The organism is Paenibacillus pedocola (genome assembly GCF_031599675.1).
In the GTDB taxonomy this organism is placed as follows: Bacteria; Bacillota; Bacilli; order Paenibacillales; family Paenibacillaceae; genus Paenibacillus_AQ; species Paenibacillus_AQ pedocola.
In genome coordinates this window covers 2464948-2486091 of the sequence record NZ_CP134223.1, presented here as the reverse complement: position 1 = coordinate 2486091, position 21144 = coordinate 2464948, and the positions used below count along the sequence as shown (strand labels likewise).

Sequence of the window (21144 nt, the reverse complement as noted above, 5' to 3'; positions counted from 1 at the left end):
CTCCTTTATTTGATAGTTCTATAAAAAAAGACGAGACCTAATAGATAGCATACAGAGCATACTATCTATTTTGGTCTCGCCTGCTTTACCAGTAACAATCCAAAATAGCTATTCAGTTTGCCGGTCCGTTACACGGTGCACGTGAATGGTCAGATACAGCTTTTCTTCATCCGACAGTTCGGTATTTAAGTACTTCTCTATTTTCAGCATGCAGTTGTAGGCATTTTTATATTTGGCTTTGACCTGCTTTAATAAGAAATCATCGTCCAGCTCCATCTTCTTCTTCTGATGAATCCGCTGGAAGTAGAAACGCAGGTGAGTGATGAATCTTTCGAAGCTGATCGATTTCTCGTCAAGGGTAATATTATAGGTGTATTTGATGATGTTCAGAATGTCCTGGATCTTCTGGGTCTGGCCGGCTACATCGGATGTCTTCTGATAGGTGCTGTTGATCTGGGCATTGATTAAATGAAGGGCAATATTCCCCGCTTCATCTTCCGACAGCTCCTTACCGGCAGTATCTTTGATGAATTCCAGCGCCTTTAGGCCGACGGCAAATTCTTTGGGATAGATTTTTTTGATCTCCCAGATCAGCGGATTCGGATTCTGAATACCTTCGTCGTACATTTTAAAAGTATTATGGATATGATCCGTGAGTGTAACATAGATATATTCGCTTAGAGGCACTTGCAGCATATTCTTGCCGTATTCTATGATGTCGTAGCATAGCGATACATATTCTGATGGAACGTCTTCCAGCAGCAGCTTGAATCTTTCGGATGCTTCCTTTTGTTTGAGGATGAAGACCTTCTCGATTAAGCCTTCTTCCACTGCATCTCCAATAGCTTTTTTGAAGCCAATCCCGCAGCCCATCACAACAAGTTCCTGCTTCTGAGAATCTTTGGCGACAATTGCGTTGTTGTTAAAGATTTTTTTGATAATCATCCAAGCGGCCTCCTCCATATCCCGAAATGCTGAAACAGCAGGATTTAGACACTGGACAAGAAGACTCCGGCCGGCCGACAATGTTAAGCGCTTCCAAAGGGACTAGAATTTCAACATCACCCACTCCGTTTCATTCGTTCTGTAACTACAGTGAGTACAAGTGGTAAGATTAAAAAAAGGCAAAACCCAAAACATGTCTCAACACATGTCCTGGGTTTTGCCTTTTCAGTAACAATCCCAAAGTCAGAATAACATCAATTTTTCGTTTTGACAAGAGAAAAGTATGCGCTTTCTTTTCGGTAATATATGTTAACCGGAGAAGACCCTGCTCCAGGCTGCCTCCAGCGCTTGCATATCCTGTCCTTAACGGGTTCGCTGGATCCGATCGCGATACTCCTTGGGGCTTTTGCCGCTGAATTTTTTGAAGGTACTGACAAAATGGCTCATACTGGAATAGCCGACGAGCAGTGCAAGCTCAGGCAGCTTCAGGTCATCAGCCTGCAGCAGCTGCTCCGCTTTGGCCATTCTGATCTTGGCAACATAATCGGCCAGTGGAATGCCTACATGCTGTTTGAACTGGCGGGACAGGTTATGTTCCTCCAAGCCGAACAGTTGTGCTGCAGCACAAAGCGGCAGCTCACAGCCATAGTTTCGTTCCATATATCTTCTGACCGCTTCGGCTAGAGCGCTTCTGCGGGACTTACGTACCAGCGTAACTTCTTCCATTACCAGCAGTCCCAGTTCATGCAGCTGCTGCTTCAGTTCCTGAGGTGAGGCGCAGGCAGCAAGTGTCTTGTGGCTGTTCCACATAAATTTCCCTAACGCCGTACCGCTGCATTCAAATTTACGGGCTATAGCTGTCAGGAGCAGCAGCAGCCGCATGGCCTTATACATGGTGATGTGAAACGGCGTGTGTTCCGGTTCATCGCCCTCAAAAATATAACGTAGTTCCCGCTCATACGCAGCGGAATCCGCATGTTCAATCATTTGCGACAGCCTGCGTTCATCTTCAGGAGATAACCAGGACATTACCATACCCGGCCCTGCTTCTTTCCAGCTTTCTGCGGCAATCCTATTTGTTCTGTGTAAGGCACACAGGCAGGAAGCAAAAGCATTTTTCACCCGCTTCAGACCCTTCACTTCCAGTCCGGCTGCAACGGAGCAATCCAGCTCCATAATATCCTTAAGTTTCTGTAAGAGTTCCTCTATGAAACGTCCGGTACGGTTTGCATGCTCCACTCCCTCTTTCGAAGGAATCAGAAAATACATCCGCAGCGGATCAGATTCATCACCGAACGGGTAAATATGCTTCCATCCGCCTGCTGTCTCCCGGCACACCTTCTGAAATAGCGTACCTGCTAACAGCCGGTCCTTGGGCTTGGAAGCCAGGAGCTCTGAGCGCACCTTCAGTTCGATTGCAGCATACCGCAGCTTCAACCCCTCTCCTGCAAGCGCAGTCAGCTTGAGCTGGCGCAGCCGGGTTCTGACAGGTTCCATACTGAGCCAATCCTCCTTGACCATCTGCTGCAAAAAGCTCTCCTGCAGCTGCCGCACCTGGCCGCTCCCCTGCTGTTCTTCCTCTACCTGCCTGATCTCAAACATAGCAGTATCACCCCCTATAACAGGAGCAGCATTAATCCTCTCTGTTCCCTTATTCCGGCGAAAACGCATTCCTTACTATCATTATGGACCAAAAAAACAGGAAGAACCCGCAAAAACCAAATTTATTTGAAAAGGGAGGCGAAAAACCCCGCCGGATTCCCGGCGGGGTTACATACTGCTTATATTTTGAACTTCTCTACCAGTCCCTGCATCTCTTTGGCGCTCTGGGTATTCTCGTCAGCCATAGCTGCTTCATGGAAGGTCTTCTCAACGATATCGGCAGTTTTCTCGGCAATATCCTGCACACCGATTGCTCCTTCATTCACAGTAGCCGCAACTTCATTCACCGCTATGGCAATACTGGACACAGTCTCGTTCAGATGATCGGCAGCTTCCTCGAACTGCCCCATCAGCTGCTTGATCGTGGAAGCATCATCATTATACTGCTGGCTGACTTCGGTTAACCGTTCGTAGTCGCTTAATACATTCTGATCTATAAAGACTAACATAGCCTCCGAATTTTCTTTCATCTGCTCAACAGAGGAATACACATTTTTGACGACGTCCTGGATGCCCGCAGCCGTCTCAGAGGATTTCTCCGCCAGCTTGCGGATTTCACCCGCCACAACGGCGAAGCCCCGGCCTGCCTCTCCTGCCCGTGCGGCTTCAATGGCCGCATTAAGCGCAAGCAGATTAGTCTGGCTGGTGATAGAGAGGATGGTATCGGCGAGCACGTTAATTTCATTGATGGCCCCCGACTGCTCGATGGCTTTCTCCATTTCAACCCGCACGGATTCATAGATCCGTTTGGCATTGTCAGTGGATGTTAGGGCATCCTGCTGAAGTACCAATGCACGCTCTGTGATATCACTGGACACTCCAGCCCCTTCTTTGACGCGGCTGGAGATCATGCGCACATTATTCTCCACTTCATGGATTGCTGCCGTCATTTCCTGTGTAGATGCCGCCGTCTCTTCCATCCCTGCCGACAGCTGCTCTGTAGTAGCCGAGTTGTCATGAGCATTCTCGCGTACATCAATGGAGAGCTTCTCAAGCGTCTCTGCATTATCCAGCACTTTGGCAGAAATCGCCACCAGGCTTCCGGCCATCTCCCGCAGTACCGCCCGGGTGTGGAACATCGCTTTGGCGATCGTTCCGGTCTCATCTTTATTTTTCACCAGATGCTCATACTGCTTATCGTATTTCAGGTCCAGCTCAGCCGTCTTGTTAATCAGCTCGGTCAGCTTGATAATCGGCGATGAGATCCGGGTTGCCACAATGATCCCGATCAGCAGGGTGACCAGTAGGCTCCCGATCCCCAGCAGAAGGATATAATTCGTCATGTTTTGAACCGGTTCTGTAATTTCATCCAGGTCACCGGTCAGAACCAGCGTCCAATTCGTATTAGGCAATACGGTAAAGGCTGCTTTTTTCTCGGCGCCCTTATAAAGATACTGCACGTTACCGTCTTTAACGGTTTTCCCGGCTTTTACCTGCTCGACAACCGCTTTAATCTGGGCGTTCTCTACCGGTGTTCCGATCTTTGCCTCATCCGGATGATAGAGTATATTTCCAGTCTCATCCACCAGATAGGCATAGGAGGAAGGCGCATTCGCCACCTTGGCATCGGCCAGATACTTGATAATACTGTTCGCATTCACCGCTGAAGCGACGAACCCGATCATCTTGCCACCGCTGGTTACCGGATGCACAAAAGCAAGTACATAAGCTCCTGTAGACTTGGACTTAAGTGTTTCGCTGACCACCGGTGCAGCCGTCTTCAAGACATTGATCGTATAATTCCGTTCACTGAGATCCGTGCCCACAAGTTTGGTATCGCTATCCGCAACAATGATTCCTTTCATATTGACCACAAACATATGCTCCAGATTGCCTGCATCCTTGACCAAAGCCTGCAGCTTGGTATTAACTCCGGTCTGAAGCTCATCGCCAGCGGCTAATGCACCGGATTGTTCTTCCAGCAGCACTTCGGCGATTTCTGTTTCCCCGGCTACCAGCTGAATGCTCCGCTTTTCTTTGTCGATCATCGCTTCAATCGTCTGTGCTTTGTTGGTATTGACCTGCCCCATAGAGGCATCGGTGAGATTGAGAATCGTACTGGTAGATTTGTTATACGTAAAAATCCCCATTAATGCTGTTGAAATCATAGTAACAGCGATCATCATAACTGATAGCTTCATCCGAATCTTCATCTTCTCAACATCCTTCCGCCCTCATCTAATCCTTGCTTGTTAGACACCCTAAATAATGTAATATTGTTTAATTTTATTATCGGATTATCTTTGTTGATAGTTAAGATGACATGGGGAAATTCAGTGAAAAATATCATACTTTGTCGAAATTTAAGATTTAATTTTACATTTCGTTTACAAAACCTAAGCCGCGGCCCGGAAAATAGAGCAAAAAGTCCCTCTTCTCCTTAAGAGAAAGGGACTTATGGTCAACCCGATGGCAGCCTAAGCTTAGGCCATGCTATTAGCGATACCAACAACAATCCACGATAGAATCAGAATCGCATTTCCCCACAGCAGCAGCCGTTTAGGAGCAGCAAAGCCTTTCCACTCACCATCCTTCAGACCCCAGGCATTACTGATAATCAACGCCAAACCGTTAAAAACAAGCCACCCGACTACAGAACCTAGTGGCCCGAGTAAAGCCGTCGCTTTAGCGTAGAAGCCAAGTGCCAGAAACCAGACCAGTGCGGTAATGAAGGCCTTCGCGTAAGCTGTTCCTGCTCCTTTGGCAATATAATCTTTATATGTCCGATTCTTGATTAGCAGGATAAGCGCATAGGCAATGTTGGCGATGAAGCCGCCGGAGAGGGTAATTACCCAGGAAATAAGGCTGGCGCTGATTTTGGCAGTTCCGTCAGCAACCGCAATATCCACCGTCTGATTCGCATAGGAGAAGCCGATATTCATCGCTGCCGAGCCTAGACCGGCAACGGAAGCAATGATCAGCCCCCTGGTAAGACCGTTAGCGGTGCTTGTCCCGGATGTAGAGGCAGTTATCATTTTTTCTTTCAGCAGTCCGGCTTGGGTAATCACCGCGACGCCGGCCAGCATGATAGCCGCACCGGTCAAAAGCACTGTAAACGAAGCAGCAGCTGGAATATTACCGAAGATAAATAAGGGAATAAGCGAGCCAAGCGAAGCTGAAATACCCATATTCACGCCATATGTAAGAGAGACGCCGATGGAATCAATCGCTTTGCCGAACATGATCGAGCTGATCCCCCATAAAAAGCCGCAGAAGGAGGCTATCCATAGTACATCTGCCGGGGTCTGCCGGATATAGTCCACGAAGTTAGGCACTTCGATCCACGTCCAGACCGCCGGTATAAGCAGGATGCCAACAACGGAAAAGATCGCCCAGAACGCCTCCCAGGAGAAGGGCTGATATTTCTTCATCCCCAGTCCGAAGCTCCCCTGGAAAAAGCAGGCCAGCAGCAATAGTAAAAACCCGTAAATCATCTTGAAATCCTCCCCAAGCATAAAGTTACAATCGTCCGGTTAAATGAACATGCTGATGATTATACATGAAAATTTTCAGTTTGAGCGGAAATTATTACAGAAGTATCTCTCACGTTCAGGGCTTGCTTATAATTCAAAAAAGACCACGGCAGAATCGCCGCGGCCCTTGTGTAATAGCGGATGTGAATTCGAACGCTTAACCTTCTTGCGGGAATAGAGCATCCAGTGCCGGGCAAGGCAGCTTCTCCAAAAATTGCGAAAGCGGTGCCGGCATGTTGGTGTACAGCTCATTCAGCGAGGTTCCGTTATAGATATTGCCGATGATGACCGGATGACACAGCTCGGAAATCAGGATGTCGCCATTGCCGTGCAGGTGCAGCTGTTTTTTGCCTTCAATGCAGTGCGGGAAATACACGCCCGGCTGCTCCGCAAAACCCAGCTTATCCATAAACCGGTCCATACAAGTGAAGTAAAGTGTAGTATCCTCTTTACGGTTTGCAATCAGCTCCGCAACGGCATTCTTCAATTGCTCCTGTGCGGCGATCGCCTTCCAGCCGGTATGACCCATAATAATACTGTTCTGAATCTCATGCGTCCGTACACCCATTGCATAGACATGGTCGCTGATTTCCTGCATATTATCCTGCGTTTCATTGAACAGCAGGGTTTCCAGTACCACATTCACGTCTGTTTTGGCAAACATGGTGATGTTCTCTCTAATTTTGTCATAGACACTGGGATGAATATTATAGTAGTTCGAGAACGCCTCAGCGGTCGTAAAATTAAACGAAATATGTATGGTAGTCAGCCCGGCCGTTACCAGCTCCTGAATCCGGGCCGGATTCAGCAGACTGCCGTTAGAGTTCAACTGGGTCTGAATCCCGCGTGAGGAGCAATAGGACACAATCTCCACACAGTCCTCGAATTTCAGCGTCACCTCGCCGCCGGATAACCGGACGCGCTTAAGTCCCGGAAGCTCCTCCAAGATGCGGATAACCTCCTTGCCGTTAATGCTCTGCCCGTCATTTCTATTGTATGCGCAGCAGTAATCACAGCGGAAATTGCAGTTTGAAGTTACTCCGACCTCAAGGCCCTCCAGCTCGTAAGTCAGCGGTTTATCAAGCTCCAGTGCTTTATATTTAATGCTCATGCTCTATAGTCCTCCTGAAAAATAAGATATTCTGCTTTAGGGTCAACCTTAAAAATTATAAAGGTTTCAGGCGCAGGTTAATGTGACTTTTGTTGTAATGGGCCTGTTTAGAACCGTCTGAGCACAAAAAAAGAAGCAGCCCGCGGGCTGCCCCTCAATAATACTATATTTTATAATTCCACGGATTTGCCCATTTCGTTCCATACCGGCTGTCCAATTAGGCCCAGACGCCAGATCGCTATTCCTTTAAGCCCGTACCGTTTGGCCAGCCCGATCTTGGCATTCACAGAGGTTTCATCCTCGCTGTATACGGAGATGCCGAGGATCAGCTTGTCTTTACTAACCTGCTCCAGTGCCAGACGGATGCCTTGATCCACCATGTTCAGCGGCTCCGGCTTGGATTCGTCCTCATAGGCGTAGGCCATAATGACCAGATCATCAGCAAGCGAAGCCAAGGTCTTGTAGTCATACCCTTTAAAAGAGCCGTTCAGCGGGGGCAGAATAACAGTCAGCTTGAGGCCGGCCGGCCTAGCCGCTGCCGCCAAGTTCTTCACGAATGTATTGAATTGGCCCTGTACGGTTTTCTTGTCCCCGGTCAGCCCGAGCCCCTCCAAATCCAGCCCGATGCCCTGAAAGCCTTTCTCTGTAGCCAGCGAGACGATACCTGATATGGTCTGCTGCTGCAGCGCCGGATCCTCCAGATTTTTGGTCAGTTCCAGCTCCTTGTCACCTGAATAAACCATCAAATAAGGAGCAGTTCCTCCGGCAGCGGCGTTCTGAACAATAGATTCCGGCGTGACATCACCGTCGGCCTTCGGCCACCAGAAATCCGTGCTGGTCGTCGTGAACTGGCCGCTGCGGTCGATCCGGCTCCAGCCGAAGGCAATCGCATTAAAATCCGGAATCAGCGACACCTCACTGTACGACTTCTGTGCATAGAAGCCCAGCGTGTACATATCCTTCTTGGGTGAGGTAATCGATACAGTCTTAGTTGCCTGATTCCAGCCTACTCCTGCCCCGAACTGCTGCCCGAAGAAGCTGAGCGGAATCATCGTTGTCCCGCGGATATTTTGCGGCGGAACAGCCAGCTGGACGACCGCTCCATTCACTGCTGCCTTTGCGCTGCCGAGTGTAAGAACGACCACCTTGGAACCTGCTGTGTCACTTTTGGTGGCGGTAATTTTCTTGGCGGCCTGATCCCACTTCACCTGAATGCCGAGCGCTTCAGAGATAGCACGGAACGGCACCATTGTTGTCCCGTTCATCACCGCGGGCGGAACCGGAAACGGCAGCGGATAACCGTCGAGCATAATGCTCACACTGCCTGCCGCAGCCTGTGTAGGCTGTGCGGGAAGTGCTGTATATCCGCCTATTGTTATTGCCGCGCATAATAATAGTTTACTTAGCCTTTTCATATGTTGATTCTCCGTTCTGCAAGATTCTGAATGATATAAAGTCCCATGTTTAGTCTGCACCCAACAACTTTATAGATTAAATTAAAAAATACTATTAGGAAAAAGTGGAGGAGGAGAATTTGGGAACTGTAGGTGCGGTAGCGTCCGCCTTTGTCTTCGGATTTCTACCGCAAATAGCGGTATAATCGAGAAATCTGGAGACAACAGCGGCCGGAAGTCCAAATATTCTCTGGAGCCACGGCTAATCCTATTAGTAATAGTATAATTTAATCTATATCACACCTCTATCATTTTACCAAAATTGATATTTTTGGCAAATTAATAGATTGTAACTTCTGCAGATTACAGATTATACCAGCCAGAATCAACGCAAACAGGACTTACATAAAGGCACTTAAAAAGACGCCAACTGCCCGCTGGGCATCCACATCGACGGCGACCTCGATGAATTCACCTATCCGGGGCTGCGCCCGCAAATCGGCAACGACCATCCCGGAAGTATGCTCCCCTTGATGCTCCACACGGACCTTCATCTGCCGGCAGGTCAGCAGGTCAGGCTGCAGCGCAGCCATTAGTGCCAGCGGATCATGCAGAGGTGCACCGTTAATCACATAGTTGGCGTCACGGTAAAATTTGAAATAATGCTGCAGAGACTTGTCCATAAATTCAATAATCGCCTGATTGTCTTCCCGGCCATACCGTTTCAGCAGCTCCAAATGCTCCGTGGTGATCAGTGTCTTCAGCGTCACATCCAGACCGACCATCAGCACTGGCAGCCCTGAGGTGAATACCCGGTCTGCCGCTTCGGGATCGCCCCACAGATTGGCTTCCGCCACCGGAGTCACATTGCCCGGCTTGAAGATCGTCCCCCCCATTACAACTACCTTTTTCAATTTACCCTTTAGTCCGGGGTCCAGATCAAGCGCGAGCGACAGATTCGTCAGCCGCCCGAGGGTCACCAGTACAATTTCGCCGGGATTCTCATCCGCCAGCCGTACAATAAATTCTGCCGCTGTTTCACTAACCAGGCGCTGGTTGGATGGCGGAAGCTGCACATCTCCGATGCCATTTTCACCGTGCACATGCTGGGAGAAACCGCGGAGTTCACGGACCAGTGCCTGGGAAGCACCGAGAGCAACCGGAATCTCTGCTTCGGGCCGTGCCAGCGCAAGCAGCCGCAGCGTATTGTCCGCCGCCTGCTCGACACCGATGTTGCCAAACACCGTAGTAATCCCTTCTACTACAACATCCGGAGCGCGTAATGCATATAATATAGCCAGTGCGTCATCAATACCCGTATCGCAGTCGATGATAATTCGGGCTTTGCTCATTTTGATTTCTCTCCCATTCTTCTATGTGTTTAGGATGCCAAGCAAAAAGCCTGCCGCAGGTCTATGAACAACAAGCGTTCAAAAGAACTGCAGCAAGCTTATCTGTAATCGAACGGGTCCTTATTACTCTGCGTATGAAGCAGCCGCCCGGCTGAACCGCAGCAGTGCTTCAGCGAGTACCGATCTCGGACAAGCCAGGTTGATCCGCAGATGTCCTTCTCCTTCAGGTCCAAACACGGAACCTTCGTTAAAAGCCACTTCTGCCTCTCTGTACATCAGATTTTTCAGTCCGGCTGCATCCAGTCCAAGCGCCCGGCAGTCCAGCCATAGCAGATAAGTAGCCTCTGGGCGCATAACCTTAACCGCAGGAAGATGCTCGGCGAGGTAGCTGATCGCATATTCGGCATTCCCGGCAATATGTTGACGCAGCTCGTCCAGCCATGTCTCTCCTTCATTGTATGCCGCCTCTACCGCTTCAGGTGCAAAATAAGACGACATATGCAGGCTGAGCGCCTTCAGCTTGCGCTCAAATTTCCCCTTCAGTTCAGGATTCCGGGCTACGATGAATGAGGTCTGCAGGCCGGGCAGATTGAAGGTTTTGGTTGCTGCCAGCGTTGTCACTGTAATATTGGCCAGTTCTTCAGATAAAGAGGCAAACGGGATATGCTTATGTCCCGGAAGCGTCAAATCGCAATGAATCTCGTCTGAAATGACAGTTACCCCGTAACGCAGGCATAACTCTCCAAGCTGCTGGAGCTCCTCGCGTTTCCAGACGGTTCCTCCCGGATTATGGGGGTTGCACAGCAGCAGCAGCTTGGCGCCGCCCTGCATCAGCGATTCAAGGTGGGCATAATCCATCTCATACCGCCCATTGCGAAGAATCAGCGGATTCTTGGCTACCTTGCGGTCATTCATCTTAATTACATCATAGAACGGATAATAGACCGGCGATTGCAGAATCACCTCATCACCCGGCTGGGTGAACAGCTCCACCGAAAAGCTGAGCGAAGTGACAATTCCCGGTGAATCCGTGATCCACTCCGGCTGAATCGCCCAATCATGGCGCCGTCCGAACCAGTTAACAATCGCTTGTTTGTAAGATTCACTTGGTATGCTATAGCCATAGACACCGGCTTCCACCCGGCGCAGGATTGCTTCCTTCACTGCCGGCGGGCTCTCAAAATCCATATCCGCCACCCATAGCGGCAGAATATCCTTGTTGCCAAACAGCTTTTCATTCTGATCCCATTTGTAAGAGCGGGTATTGCGGCGGTCAATTATGCGTTCAAAATCATACATTCACTTCAATCCCCCATCATTTCAGCTTTTCAGATTATTGTATCACAGGGGGGACTTTCCGGCATCCTTCACTGCTTCAGCTCCCCTTACGCAGCCGTTCCAGCGACTGGCACAGCCTAACCTCCTCAAGCGGCTTCAAAAGATAATCGGCAATGGCCTGATCAAAGGCCCATAGGGCATGCTGCTTACTCTCTGTGATCACTACGATCTGAATCGCCGGAAGCTGCTGCTTGATCTGCTCGGCTACCAGCACTCCCTGCAAGCCGTGAAGCTGGAGATCCAGAAACAGCACATCCGGATGAAGCCCGATGATCTGATTCAAAGCGCTCTGCGGATGGGAGGACATTCCGATTACTTCCACTTTCCCGGACTGCTGGAGCATTGTTGCCAGTTTATAGAGATCCTTCTGATTCACATCCAGCAAAAACGCTCTAATCATACCTCTCCCGCCTCTCGCCAGGAAATCTTTTCGACCTATACTTTAAAAAAAGAGCCGCCCCCGCGTAGATCTGAACTATCGGGGGACAGCCATGATTGTAAAAACCTCTATGCTGCTTGCAGAAGATTAGCTGCTTGTTATTATGCCCTTACTTCATTGCCGCCGGCAATATGCTGCGCAGATCATCCATGCTGATGATCAAATGAATATTATCCATCGTCCGCAGAGAGCCGGAAATAATGCCGGCCAGCCGGCCGTGCGCATCCATCAGCGGTCCTCCGGACATTCCGCTTACAACCTGGGCTGAAGTCAGAATTCTGCTTCTACCGTTAATCTCAGCTACAGGCGTATTGATAATCCCCTCGGTAATGATGTTCGTATTCTTCAGGGGGTACCCGAGTGCGAATACAGCTTCACCATGCTTCACCGCTTCTGTGCGTACCTCCAGGTAAGGATAGGCATTGTCTGCCTGCTTCGCTGCTGCCGGTGAGGGCAGATCCAGCACGGCAAGATCTTTCTGTTCATCATAGTTACTGACTTTGATAGGACTAATGATCGTTCCGTCTGCCATGATCCCTTCCATCCGCTGTGCGCCTTTTACGACATGGTATGCGGTTGCCGCTGTGCCGCCCGGGGACAGGATCACTCCCGTACCCGTGGCACTAGCTGTCCCGTCGCTTTTCAGCACCCGGAGATAGAACATAGCCTTCTTGGTTAGCTGATAGGTCTGTTCGGCATTATTAACAACCGGCGTATCAGCGTTGGTAGTTCCGTTGTAGAAGAGCACTGCGGACAAGAGGGTCATAATGATGCAGAGGTAAGCCAGTTGTTTTTTCATCCGCTGCTCATTCCCTTCGATTTATTGCACTACAGACATAATGTCTTTATACGCCCAGTGGGTAGCCGGCAGATCCTTGTACTTCACAGCCGTAATCGTCAGCTTCTTCGTACCGGCGATCCGGTTGATCATCACTACAGCCTCTGCCCGTGTAATCGGTGCATTCGGTTTGAACGTTCCGTCCGGGAAGCCTTGGACATAACCCACCTTAGACAGGGCGTTGACATATTGCTCGGACCAGTGGCCCTTCAGATCGGATTGCTTCGTACTTCCGGCTGTCTTGAGATCCAGGTTAAGCACGCTGGTCATGATCTTTGCGAACTCGGCCCGCGTCAAGCCCTTCTCGCCGCCGAAGCCTCCGTCTGGATATCCCTGAATAATTCCCGCAGAAGCAAAGAATGCCGTCAGCTCCTCATGCTCTGCTGTTACATCGTTGAACAGGTTTCCGACATTCACATCTTCCATATCCAGCAGTGGGGCAAGCGCAGAAATCAGCTCGTATCTTGTAATGGCCGCCTTCGGTCTGAATGTTCCGTCTGTATAGGCAGTCATATACTTGATTTCACTGGCTGTGCTCTTAAGATTGTACGCAGCATTTTCCACTGTGTACTGGATGGTGATGACCGTATCATCCTGATCAGTAATCATTTTTATCGTCATATTTCCGGTAATCAAAAGCTCACCGGTGTATTTCGTGCTGTTGACTGTCGGCGTACTGCCATCCAGTGTGTAATAGATAATTTGCCCTTCCGGTGCAGTCAGCTTCAGCTTGCTGTTCCGGGCTACCTTCACCGGTGCTTCGCTGTTGCCGCTCACACTGGTGTTATTCGCGATGGCGGTAATTGCCGGCTCTTTGACAGGTAGGGCAACGAATCCGCCACCACCGCCTCCGTCGCCGGATGGTGGAATGATCCACTCTTCCGTCAATACGCCGCTGTACTCTTTACCCTCAACAATCGTTATTGCTTTAAGCGTTGTTGTACTCTGCAGCGTAATTGGCCCGCTATAGAGCAGTGAAGTTTCATTTGGCGCGCTGCCGTCGAGTGTGTAATAAATGCTTCCACCCGGCTCATCTGTAGAAAGAACGATTGGCTTCCCAACCATAATCCACTTTTCTTTGCTTTCGGTCAGATTAACCGGCGCCAGTGCCTGTCCGGGATATTTCACGGCAGGTTCATTGATGATGATGCTTCTGCTTATTCCTTGAACGGATACCGTCAGCTTCGTGCTGCCGCCGGATGTCAGCGTTCCGGTTTTTCCGTTCAGAGTTATTTTGGAGGAGTCTGCAGTCCAGTTCATAGCATCGGTGCCTCCCAGTGTAAAGCTGGAAGCCACACGGTTAATCAGATCCTTCGGTGCAAGGATTACAGCCGCTGTACTGAGCAACCCTTGTCTTGTGCCTTCGAAAGCTTCAAGTCCCGGATAGAAGGAGGCATGTGCCTTCCAATACCCGTTGTTCAGACCTGCAGGAAGTGTTCCGCCCGCCAGCTCTGCAGCCTTCATTCCATTTGCGCTGGATGCGCCGGCGTTGCCTGTTATAGCCTTGCCGTCTGCATCAAAGTACGCAGTGTTGGTCTTAAGCATTTGTGAGTTGAAGATAGATCCGCTAATGGAGGCTTCTTTGGCCATTTGACCGGCAATACCTCCAAAGAAGGCTTGTCCCGGTGCCAGCTTACCGCCCACTGCGGCTCTTACTTCACCAGTATTCAATGAAGAAAGGATGGAACCGTTCAGGGCAAGTCCGGCGATCCCGCCGCTCCATGCCTTATCCGTGCCCTCAGCCGAGACTCTGCCGGCTGAGTAGCTGTTGCTGATCTTGCCGCTGCTGCGGCCGGCAATCCCGCCGGCAACTGCTTCGGCTGCTGCCACATGAATATCCGCATAAGACAGCGAGTTAGAAATCGTACCAGCAGCCACGTTGTCACCTGCGATACCGCCGGCCGCTTGACCGCTACCGCTGATACTGCCGCCGGAGCTGGAAGCTTCTATGCTGCCGGCATTGATTCCGGCAATGCCGCCCAGTGTGCCCGTACCCGACACCGTCAGGTTCGCGGCCTGGACATTGCTGATCGTTCCTTTGTTAATTCCGGCAGCTGCTCCGGCATTCTTGTCTGCTGTAATGATAGCGCCTGTAAAGTTCACCTTGGTGATCTCTCCGAGATTCTCAGCAGCAAAGCCGACATAAGGCTCACCGGCTGAGCCAAGCGTAAGACCGGAAATCGTGTGCCCCTGGCCGTCAAATTTGTCTGCAAAGCTTGTAAAGGAAACCCAAGGCTTGCCTCCCAGATCAATATCAGCACCAAGCAGCAGTGTATTGATCTCAGGCTTCTCCGTAGCTGTTCTGTTATACAGACGGTAGTATTCAAGACCTGTCTCATTGTAGAGCAGTACTGCACCCTTTAACTGCTGCGGAGAGTTCAGTGTCATGACACCTTCTGCAGCATTATCCATGAACGAAGTGTCAAAATCAATGTTCCATGCTCCGGAAGCAAGCGGATCTAGTGCATCCTCTAACTTCAAGGCATCCGCTGCCGCACCGGCATTCTTGCCGAGTGCATTTAATGTCCCGACATACTTCGAGCCGCTCACTTTACCGTCCCGGAAGTTATAGCCGACAAGTGCACCCTTCTGGAAATCCGCTCCCGCAGGTGCGGTTGCCGTAAGACCAGGAACATTCGAGTATATAATGTTTAAAGATCCGTCATTATAACCGGCGAAGCCGCCTGTATAAGACCGGGTTGATGATTTGATTCCTGTTGTAGTAACCTTTGCCTGCAGCGCATAGGAGCTGCTGATGCTGGCGTTTCTTTCAACCGCTGCCGCGAAACCGCCGCTGCGCGTGTCCAGCGCCGTATTGGCAATATCACCGGAAGCATAAGCATCGCTAATGCTGTAGTGGTCTACCGATCCGGCAAAGCCGCCGACATAAGACCCCAGCCTGCCGCTGACATTCAAAGCACCTGTAGCATAAGAGTGCTGAATCTGGGCTTCGCGGACATCGGTATCACCCAGAAGACCGGCGAAACCGCCCGCATAAATCGTATTGTCTTTATTGGTATCGTTAATGTTCACTGGAAGCTGTGCATGAGTATAGGTGATCTTAATGTGATCCCCCAATCCTACAATACCTCCGGCATGTATCGCCGGCAAGGAATTTTCCAGAGTCAGAGCAGTCCCTACAGTAATAGACTGGCCGCCTTGGGCAGCAGCTTCAGTGTAATGAATTTCACCGTCAGCTCCCCAGCCGACGATACCGCCAACATTGTACAAGCCACTGGCTTCTGCATTCAGGCTGTTGTTCCCCAATGCATCCACGATAATGCCGTTGCTGTAACCTGCGATACCGCCGGCATTCACAGTTTTCCCGCCGATAACCTTCAGGTCAATTGCCGTATTGGAGCGGTAGACCGATGCATCCGTCATACGCCCTGTCAAACCTCCGGCATAAAGATCCATTGCATTGTTTACTCCGGTTACTGTAATAGCCCCGTTATGGACCTCTGCGAGATAAATACCTCTGTATAGAGGATAGGCTTTGCCAAAGTCAAAGCCTTGGTTCATATCATCGCTGGAGATTGTTCCGGCAATCCCCCCAACTGCTGCTTCACCCGTTTTGGCTGTCGCCGTAATCACTGGAGCGGCTTCTACATCATAGAGAATGGTGTTCCCGGCTTGTCCGGTAATACCACCTGCAGTTACGGTTTCGCCTGGAGCCGAAATTCCACCTTCAAACGAGCCTCCATTCATGGCTACATTTACAGCCTGTCCGGTAATCCCGCCGATCACTGCTTCCAGAGAGTCTTCCGTCGTGACCAGATGAATCTGTCTTGCTGCTGCATGATCAATATCGAAGTTGCTGCCGCCAGCTTCAATATTCAGAGGCAGGATGCCGCCAAGTACGCCTTCTTTCACACCCACGATACCGCCCACTGTACCATTACCGGTCAATTGAACACCGTCGTCTGGTCCGGTGACTGTAATATTCTTGAGCAATGTCCCGGCAGCAGATTGGCCGATCACGCCGCCCAGAATGGAATCATGTCCGCGGGCTTCCAGCGTTCCGTCAGTGAAGCTTACTTCCAGTTCACTGGCCGTTCCGTCGGTGTAAGAACCGATCAGACCGCCCGTGATGCTGTTCATGCCCGTTGAAGTAATCCGGATCTTCGAGCTTACTTCCAATTTCAGGCCTGTTACATTTCCCGACTGTCTGCCGAAGGCGCCGCCAACAACAGCTTGATCAGCAGAGCTGCCGATGCTGCCGTCGATTGTATTCACCGAGAGTGTCGTGGAGGTGACATCGGCTGTGTTATCACCAATAATACCTCCGGCAATTCCGCTGCTGTAAACCGTCTCGATCCGGCTTCCGCCATCCAGGGTCAGCTTCAGCCCGGAGACAGCCCCGGTGTTCTTACCGATAATTCCGCCAACAGTTCCGCCGCTGATCTTGATGCCGCCAAGCAGCTTCAGATCCACATTCGATACCGTACCCAGATTCAGACCGGCCAGAGCGCCGCTGTATTGGTTACCGGTCACGGATAATGGCTCCAGATTGATGTTGGATACCGTTCCTTCTTTTCCGATAACTCCGAACAAACCGGAGTAAGTGAAGACCGGCTGCAGGGTCAGGCCGTCAATCAGATGATTGCCGCCTTCGAGGGTACCTTCAAAGGCATTCTCTTCCTTGTCGCCGATCGGAACCCATTGCTTCGATTGAATATGAATCGGGTTCATGATGGTGATAGTTCTACCTGCGAAGTCGAATTGGTCCACACCGGCAATCGTGCCGTTGACAATTGCCGCGAGGCCGGCTAGTTCCGCTTCACTGGTAATCTGGAAGCCGATAGCATCCTTATCCTTCATGTACCAGTTGATATTGGCATTGACCTCATTGCCGGTATCGCCGCCCGTATTTGCTTCACGGTTCACTTCTGGGTATTTGTAATCCGCATTCAGTGATCCGTATTTCCATGCACTGGTGAAATCCCAGCCGGACAGGTCAGGGAATGCAGTTCTGTCCTTCAATGTAGACGACAGAATGGTTGTCAGCCTTACATGCACGTTCAACCAGCGGTGGTTGCCTTCTGCAAAGTCCGGCAGATCTGTATTGATATTGAGTGAGTCATCTTTAATATAGTAGGTCTTATATAAGAGCTCCTTGCTGGCATTATCATAGCGGCCGGCAAAACCTCCGGCATATGCGCCATTTGTGGCTGATACTTCAGCCGCAGAGTAGGCGTTTGTTACTTTACCGTCTTTAATTCTGCCGATAAATCCGCCGGCATAGGAATTTTCTTTAGTGGCATATACGCTTTTTGCCACGTAGGAGTTCTTGATTGAACCACCGGTCAGCTCACCGATGAGCCCGCCGACATTGGTATATATGCCGTCCGCAGTAACTTTGGATGAAGTATAAGACTGCTCCACCGTACCTGCACTGTTTCGGCCGATTAGACCGCCCAGGAAGACAGACTGGCTTGCTGTACCAGTAGCCTTGCCCGTAATGTCGATATCAACATAAGAGCCTTTGACCTGTCCGGCATTCTCGCCTGCCAGACCGCCTGCCAGTGTACCGGCACCCTCGATGGTCAGGTTGGCATTCGAATAGGTGTAGTAAAGTGTTCCTTTTTCCGTGTTCAATCCGGCCAAGCCGCCGAAGGTTACATTGCTGCCTTTGGAGGACACCGAGATTTTATCCGTAATGCTGTTATTGGCAATCAGGCTGCGGTTTTCGCCGACCATTCCGCCCAGCTTCGAGGAAGGTGCCGTAATCGCAATACTGCCTAGTGTCCGGCTGTTCTGAAGTGTGCTTACCGCTGTTCCCGGGTTTACGGCCGGGTCTGTGTTCCGCGCATCATTGAGTCCGACGATACCGCCAATTGTCGAGCCGCTTGCGGTAGCGTTAGCTTTCAGACTAAGGGCGGAAATATAGTTGTTCATTATAACTGCCGAATTGGTACCCAGATTGTAACCGGTCATTCCTCCGGTTATCACGCCAGGCCCGTTTAAGGTCAGATTCAGAGTTTTGCCGACCAGACGTTCCAGCCTGGACTTGTCGTTATAGCCGACCAGACCGCCGACATAGGCGTTTGCAGCGTCCTTGGTTGTATTGATCAGCAGATTCTCGATATTAATTGCAGTGGTATCCCCGCTGATATTACTGTTCTCCAGGGCTCCGGCTAATCCGCCGACTCTGGCCCCAGCTGCTTTGACCGAGAAACTGACGTAATCCGGTGCTACCGCTCCGGCTGCAGGGTTAATAATATCCGTAGCTGTCGCAAATCCGGCAATGCCGCCGGCTTTGGCATCAACTGCGTTAACCGTTACAACGGTTGCTTCCCCGGCAGTGAATACTGGGGTAACAATACTGGCCCGGCTGGAGGCAGCGTCCGCTCCTTCCGAACGTCCGGCAATGCCGCCGGCTTCGGTACGTTCACCATTAACAATAATGCTCACCGCATTTGCAGTGGCGTCTGTGAGCGATCCCGTGTTATATCCGGCAATCCCGCCAAGCTTCGCATCTGCGCCTGTGGAAGACAGGACAATATTTTCAGCCAGTACATATGGGGCCGCGCTGTGATTCTCACCAAAGACACCACCGGCACGCGCCGATACTCCCAATGCTTTGATCTCAATGCGGTTCGTGTGCAGATGGAGTCCGGTTGCCCGGTTAATCCCGACCGCACCGCCTGCAATGCTATTGTCTGCTTTCAGTTCAATCAGGAAATCATTGGCTTCAATCGGTACTGCTGTTGTCCCGATGACAGCCAGCGCGTTAAGCTCACCCGCTACAGCACCGAAGGTATATCCGCTCTTCCCGCTCTCCGTAATAAAACCTACTCTGGCAGCCTTGCTGCCGATAAGCTCCAGCGCCTTGTCATTGATACCGACAAGCCCGCCCGCTGTGATGTTATCAGCGCCGGCAGCCGGATTCTTAACCGCGGACTCAATCGTTAAGCTGTTGTAGTCCGCAGCTTCAGCATCCCCGGCAAAAGCGCTGCTGATGGTGCCTTGCGCACGGCCTGCGATCCCGCCTATAACACCGCCTTCAGCTGTAGCTTTCAGGTGGATATACTTAACGGAAACCTGGCTAACCGTTCCATCCAGATAACCAACGATCCCGCCGATGGTTCCATCGGAAGTAATCATTGGAGCCGAGGAGAGGTTACCGGCCTGAGAAACCGTAATGGTTCCGCCGGTCTCATATCCGGCGATCCCACCGGTGTACACATCCGCTGTACCGGCAGCATCTATGCTGCCCGTGAAGGAAGCATTGGAGATACTGCCGCCCGTATCGTAGCCGGCAATTCCACCCGTATACACATGGGTGCCGCCGCTGGCTTTGATATGAGCGGTATTCCCATAAGCATTAGCCGCAGGATTATTCAGCACAACTCCTTTGGCTGCATAACCGATTAATCCGCCGGTGTAGATATTCTGTGAGCCTGCAGCCGTTACATCGGCAGCATGAATGTAGCCTTTTGTCCATGTGAACGTACTGTCTGCATAGCCGGCAATCCCGCCTGTATGCACATTGGTTCCGCCAACATTGGTGACAGGAGCAGAATTGACAAAAGCGATATTGAAGTCGGGACTGGTCACAGTCCCGGTTGCCCCCAGCAAGCCTCCGGCATAGGTGCCGGTTGCTGCCGGTGCTTCAATACCTACTTCTCCGCTGTTGATTGTCGAATCGGAGAACTCTGCCGTATTGTCGATTTTACCGATAATACCCCCGGCATAGACGGTCGAACCGCCATTTGCTGTAACTGGAGCAGTATTGCTGATTACGGTATCCTCATCATTCATCGTAACAGAGCCAACCGTATGCCCGGTGATACCACCTGCATAAATGATGTCACCGCTTATTCCGTTAGCATGTACTGCGCCGTAGTTCGACACCTTCTTGACCTTCAGGCCGCCGGTGTCTCCATAACCCACGATCCCGCCGACAGCAGTCGTACCCGTTGAGGTAACTACGCCATGGTTAAAGGAATTGGCGATGGAGCCTTCCCCCATCCCGACGATCCCCCCGGAATAAGCAGGGTAAGGCGCGCTGTCCGTTGTAATATTCATGTTGTTAGTAATGTCATACACAATACTGATGCCGGCCATCTTGCCGACTGCAGCACCTGCATAGACATCATAGGTAACACTTGTCACACTGATGGAACCGCTATTGGAAAATTCAAACCCGCCTACCGTTCCGTCAATCATATTGCCGACCAGCCCCTGATAGGACAGGCCGTCCTGCACTTTCATCCCCGACAGGGTGATAATAGAGCCCTCAATAGAAATCAAAGTTCCGCGAAACGGATGCTCCCCGGTTCCAATCGGTACCCAGAGATGAGCACCAAGATCCAAGTCACGGTCAATTTCCAAAATCTTACCGCTGAACCCGTTAATCGGGTCCCCATTGGCATCTTTATCTTCGTTTACCAGCTTCGCTACCCCGGCGAGCTTGGCTACATTGTCAATCTTAAAGGTTGTATAAACCGGGTTGTACCATGACGTATCTGCCGCGCCCGACCAGGTCTGCCCATCGGCTTTCGCCATCAAGCCCCCGGCAACCGCTGCGATAGTCAGCACGATCAGCGCAACCGCCAACCCCAGGATTGATTTCTGCTTCATTCCCAT

Annotated in this window: 11 protein-coding genes; all 11 read right to left on the bottom strand. The window is 50.8% G+C overall.

Translation table 11 applies throughout. From position 1 onward, the window contains the following. Positions 1 to 108 precede the first annotated feature (108 nt). Positions 109 to 945 carry a BglG family transcription antiterminator LicT gene (gene licT / locus QU597_RS10460; RefSeq protein WP_310832583.1) on the bottom strand — a complete coding sequence of 279 codons (837 nt, stop codon included), beginning with the start codon at positions 943 to 945 and terminating at the stop codon, positions 109 to 111. Between the two features lie 363 nt (positions 946 to 1308). After that, positions 1309 to 2547: a helix-turn-helix domain-containing protein gene (locus QU597_RS10455; RefSeq protein ID WP_310832582.1), complete on the bottom strand. Its 1239-nt coding sequence runs from the start codon at positions 2545 to 2547 to the stop codon at positions 1309 to 1311. A 179-nt stretch (positions 2548 to 2726) separates the two neighbouring features. Further along, positions 2727 to 4760: a methyl-accepting chemotaxis protein gene (locus QU597_RS10450; RefSeq protein ID WP_310832581.1), complete on the bottom strand. Its 2034-nt coding sequence runs from the start codon at positions 4758 to 4760 to the stop codon at positions 2727 to 2729. A gap of 270 nt (positions 4761 to 5030) precedes the next feature. Then, positions 5031 to 6041 (bottom strand): L-rhamnose/proton symporter RhaT, encoded by a 1011-nt coding sequence (locus tag QU597_RS10445; RefSeq protein ID WP_310832580.1) that lies wholly within the window; start codon positions 6039 to 6041, stop codon positions 5031 to 5033. A 196-nt stretch (positions 6042 to 6237) separates the two neighbouring features. Continuing rightward, positions 6238 to 7191, bottom strand: coding sequence for a radical SAM protein (locus QU597_RS10440; RefSeq protein ID WP_310832579.1), 954 nt, complete (start codon positions 7189 to 7191; stop codon positions 6238 to 6240). A gap of 170 nt (positions 7192 to 7361) precedes the next feature. After that, positions 7362 to 8606 (bottom strand): stalk domain-containing protein, encoded by a 1245-nt coding sequence (locus QU597_RS10435; protein ID WP_310832578.1) that lies wholly within the window; start codon positions 8604 to 8606, stop codon positions 7362 to 7364. A 380-nt stretch (positions 8607 to 8986) separates the two neighbouring features. Then, a complete protein-coding gene (locus tag QU597_RS10430) occupies positions 8987 to 9937 on the bottom strand; it encodes a nucleoside hydrolase (RefSeq protein WP_310832577.1) in 951 nt (316 codons plus the stop codon). A gap of 123 nt (positions 9938 to 10060) precedes the next feature. Next, positions 10061 to 11236: a MalY/PatB family protein gene (locus tag QU597_RS10425; RefSeq protein WP_310832576.1), complete on the bottom strand. Its 1176-nt coding sequence runs from the start codon at positions 11234 to 11236 to the stop codon at positions 10061 to 10063. A 76-nt stretch (positions 11237 to 11312) separates the two neighbouring features. Beyond that, positions 11313 to 11675 (bottom strand): LytR/AlgR family response regulator transcription factor, encoded by a 363-nt coding sequence (locus QU597_RS10420; protein ID WP_310832575.1) that lies wholly within the window; start codon positions 11673 to 11675, stop codon positions 11313 to 11315. Positions 11676 to 11823: 148 nt separating this feature from the next. Continuing rightward, positions 11824 to 12513, bottom strand: a complete 690-nt coding sequence (locus tag QU597_RS10415) for a S1 family peptidase (protein ID WP_310832574.1) — start codon at positions 12511 to 12513, stop codon at positions 11824 to 11826. A 21-nt stretch (positions 12514 to 12534) separates the two neighbouring features. Beyond that, positions 12535 to 21138 carry a chitobiase/beta-hexosaminidase C-terminal domain-containing protein gene (locus tag QU597_RS10410; RefSeq protein WP_310832573.1) on the bottom strand — a complete coding sequence of 2868 codons (8604 nt, stop codon included), beginning with the start codon at positions 21136 to 21138 and terminating at the stop codon, positions 12535 to 12537. Between the last annotated feature and the right edge of the window lie 6 nt (positions 21139 to 21144).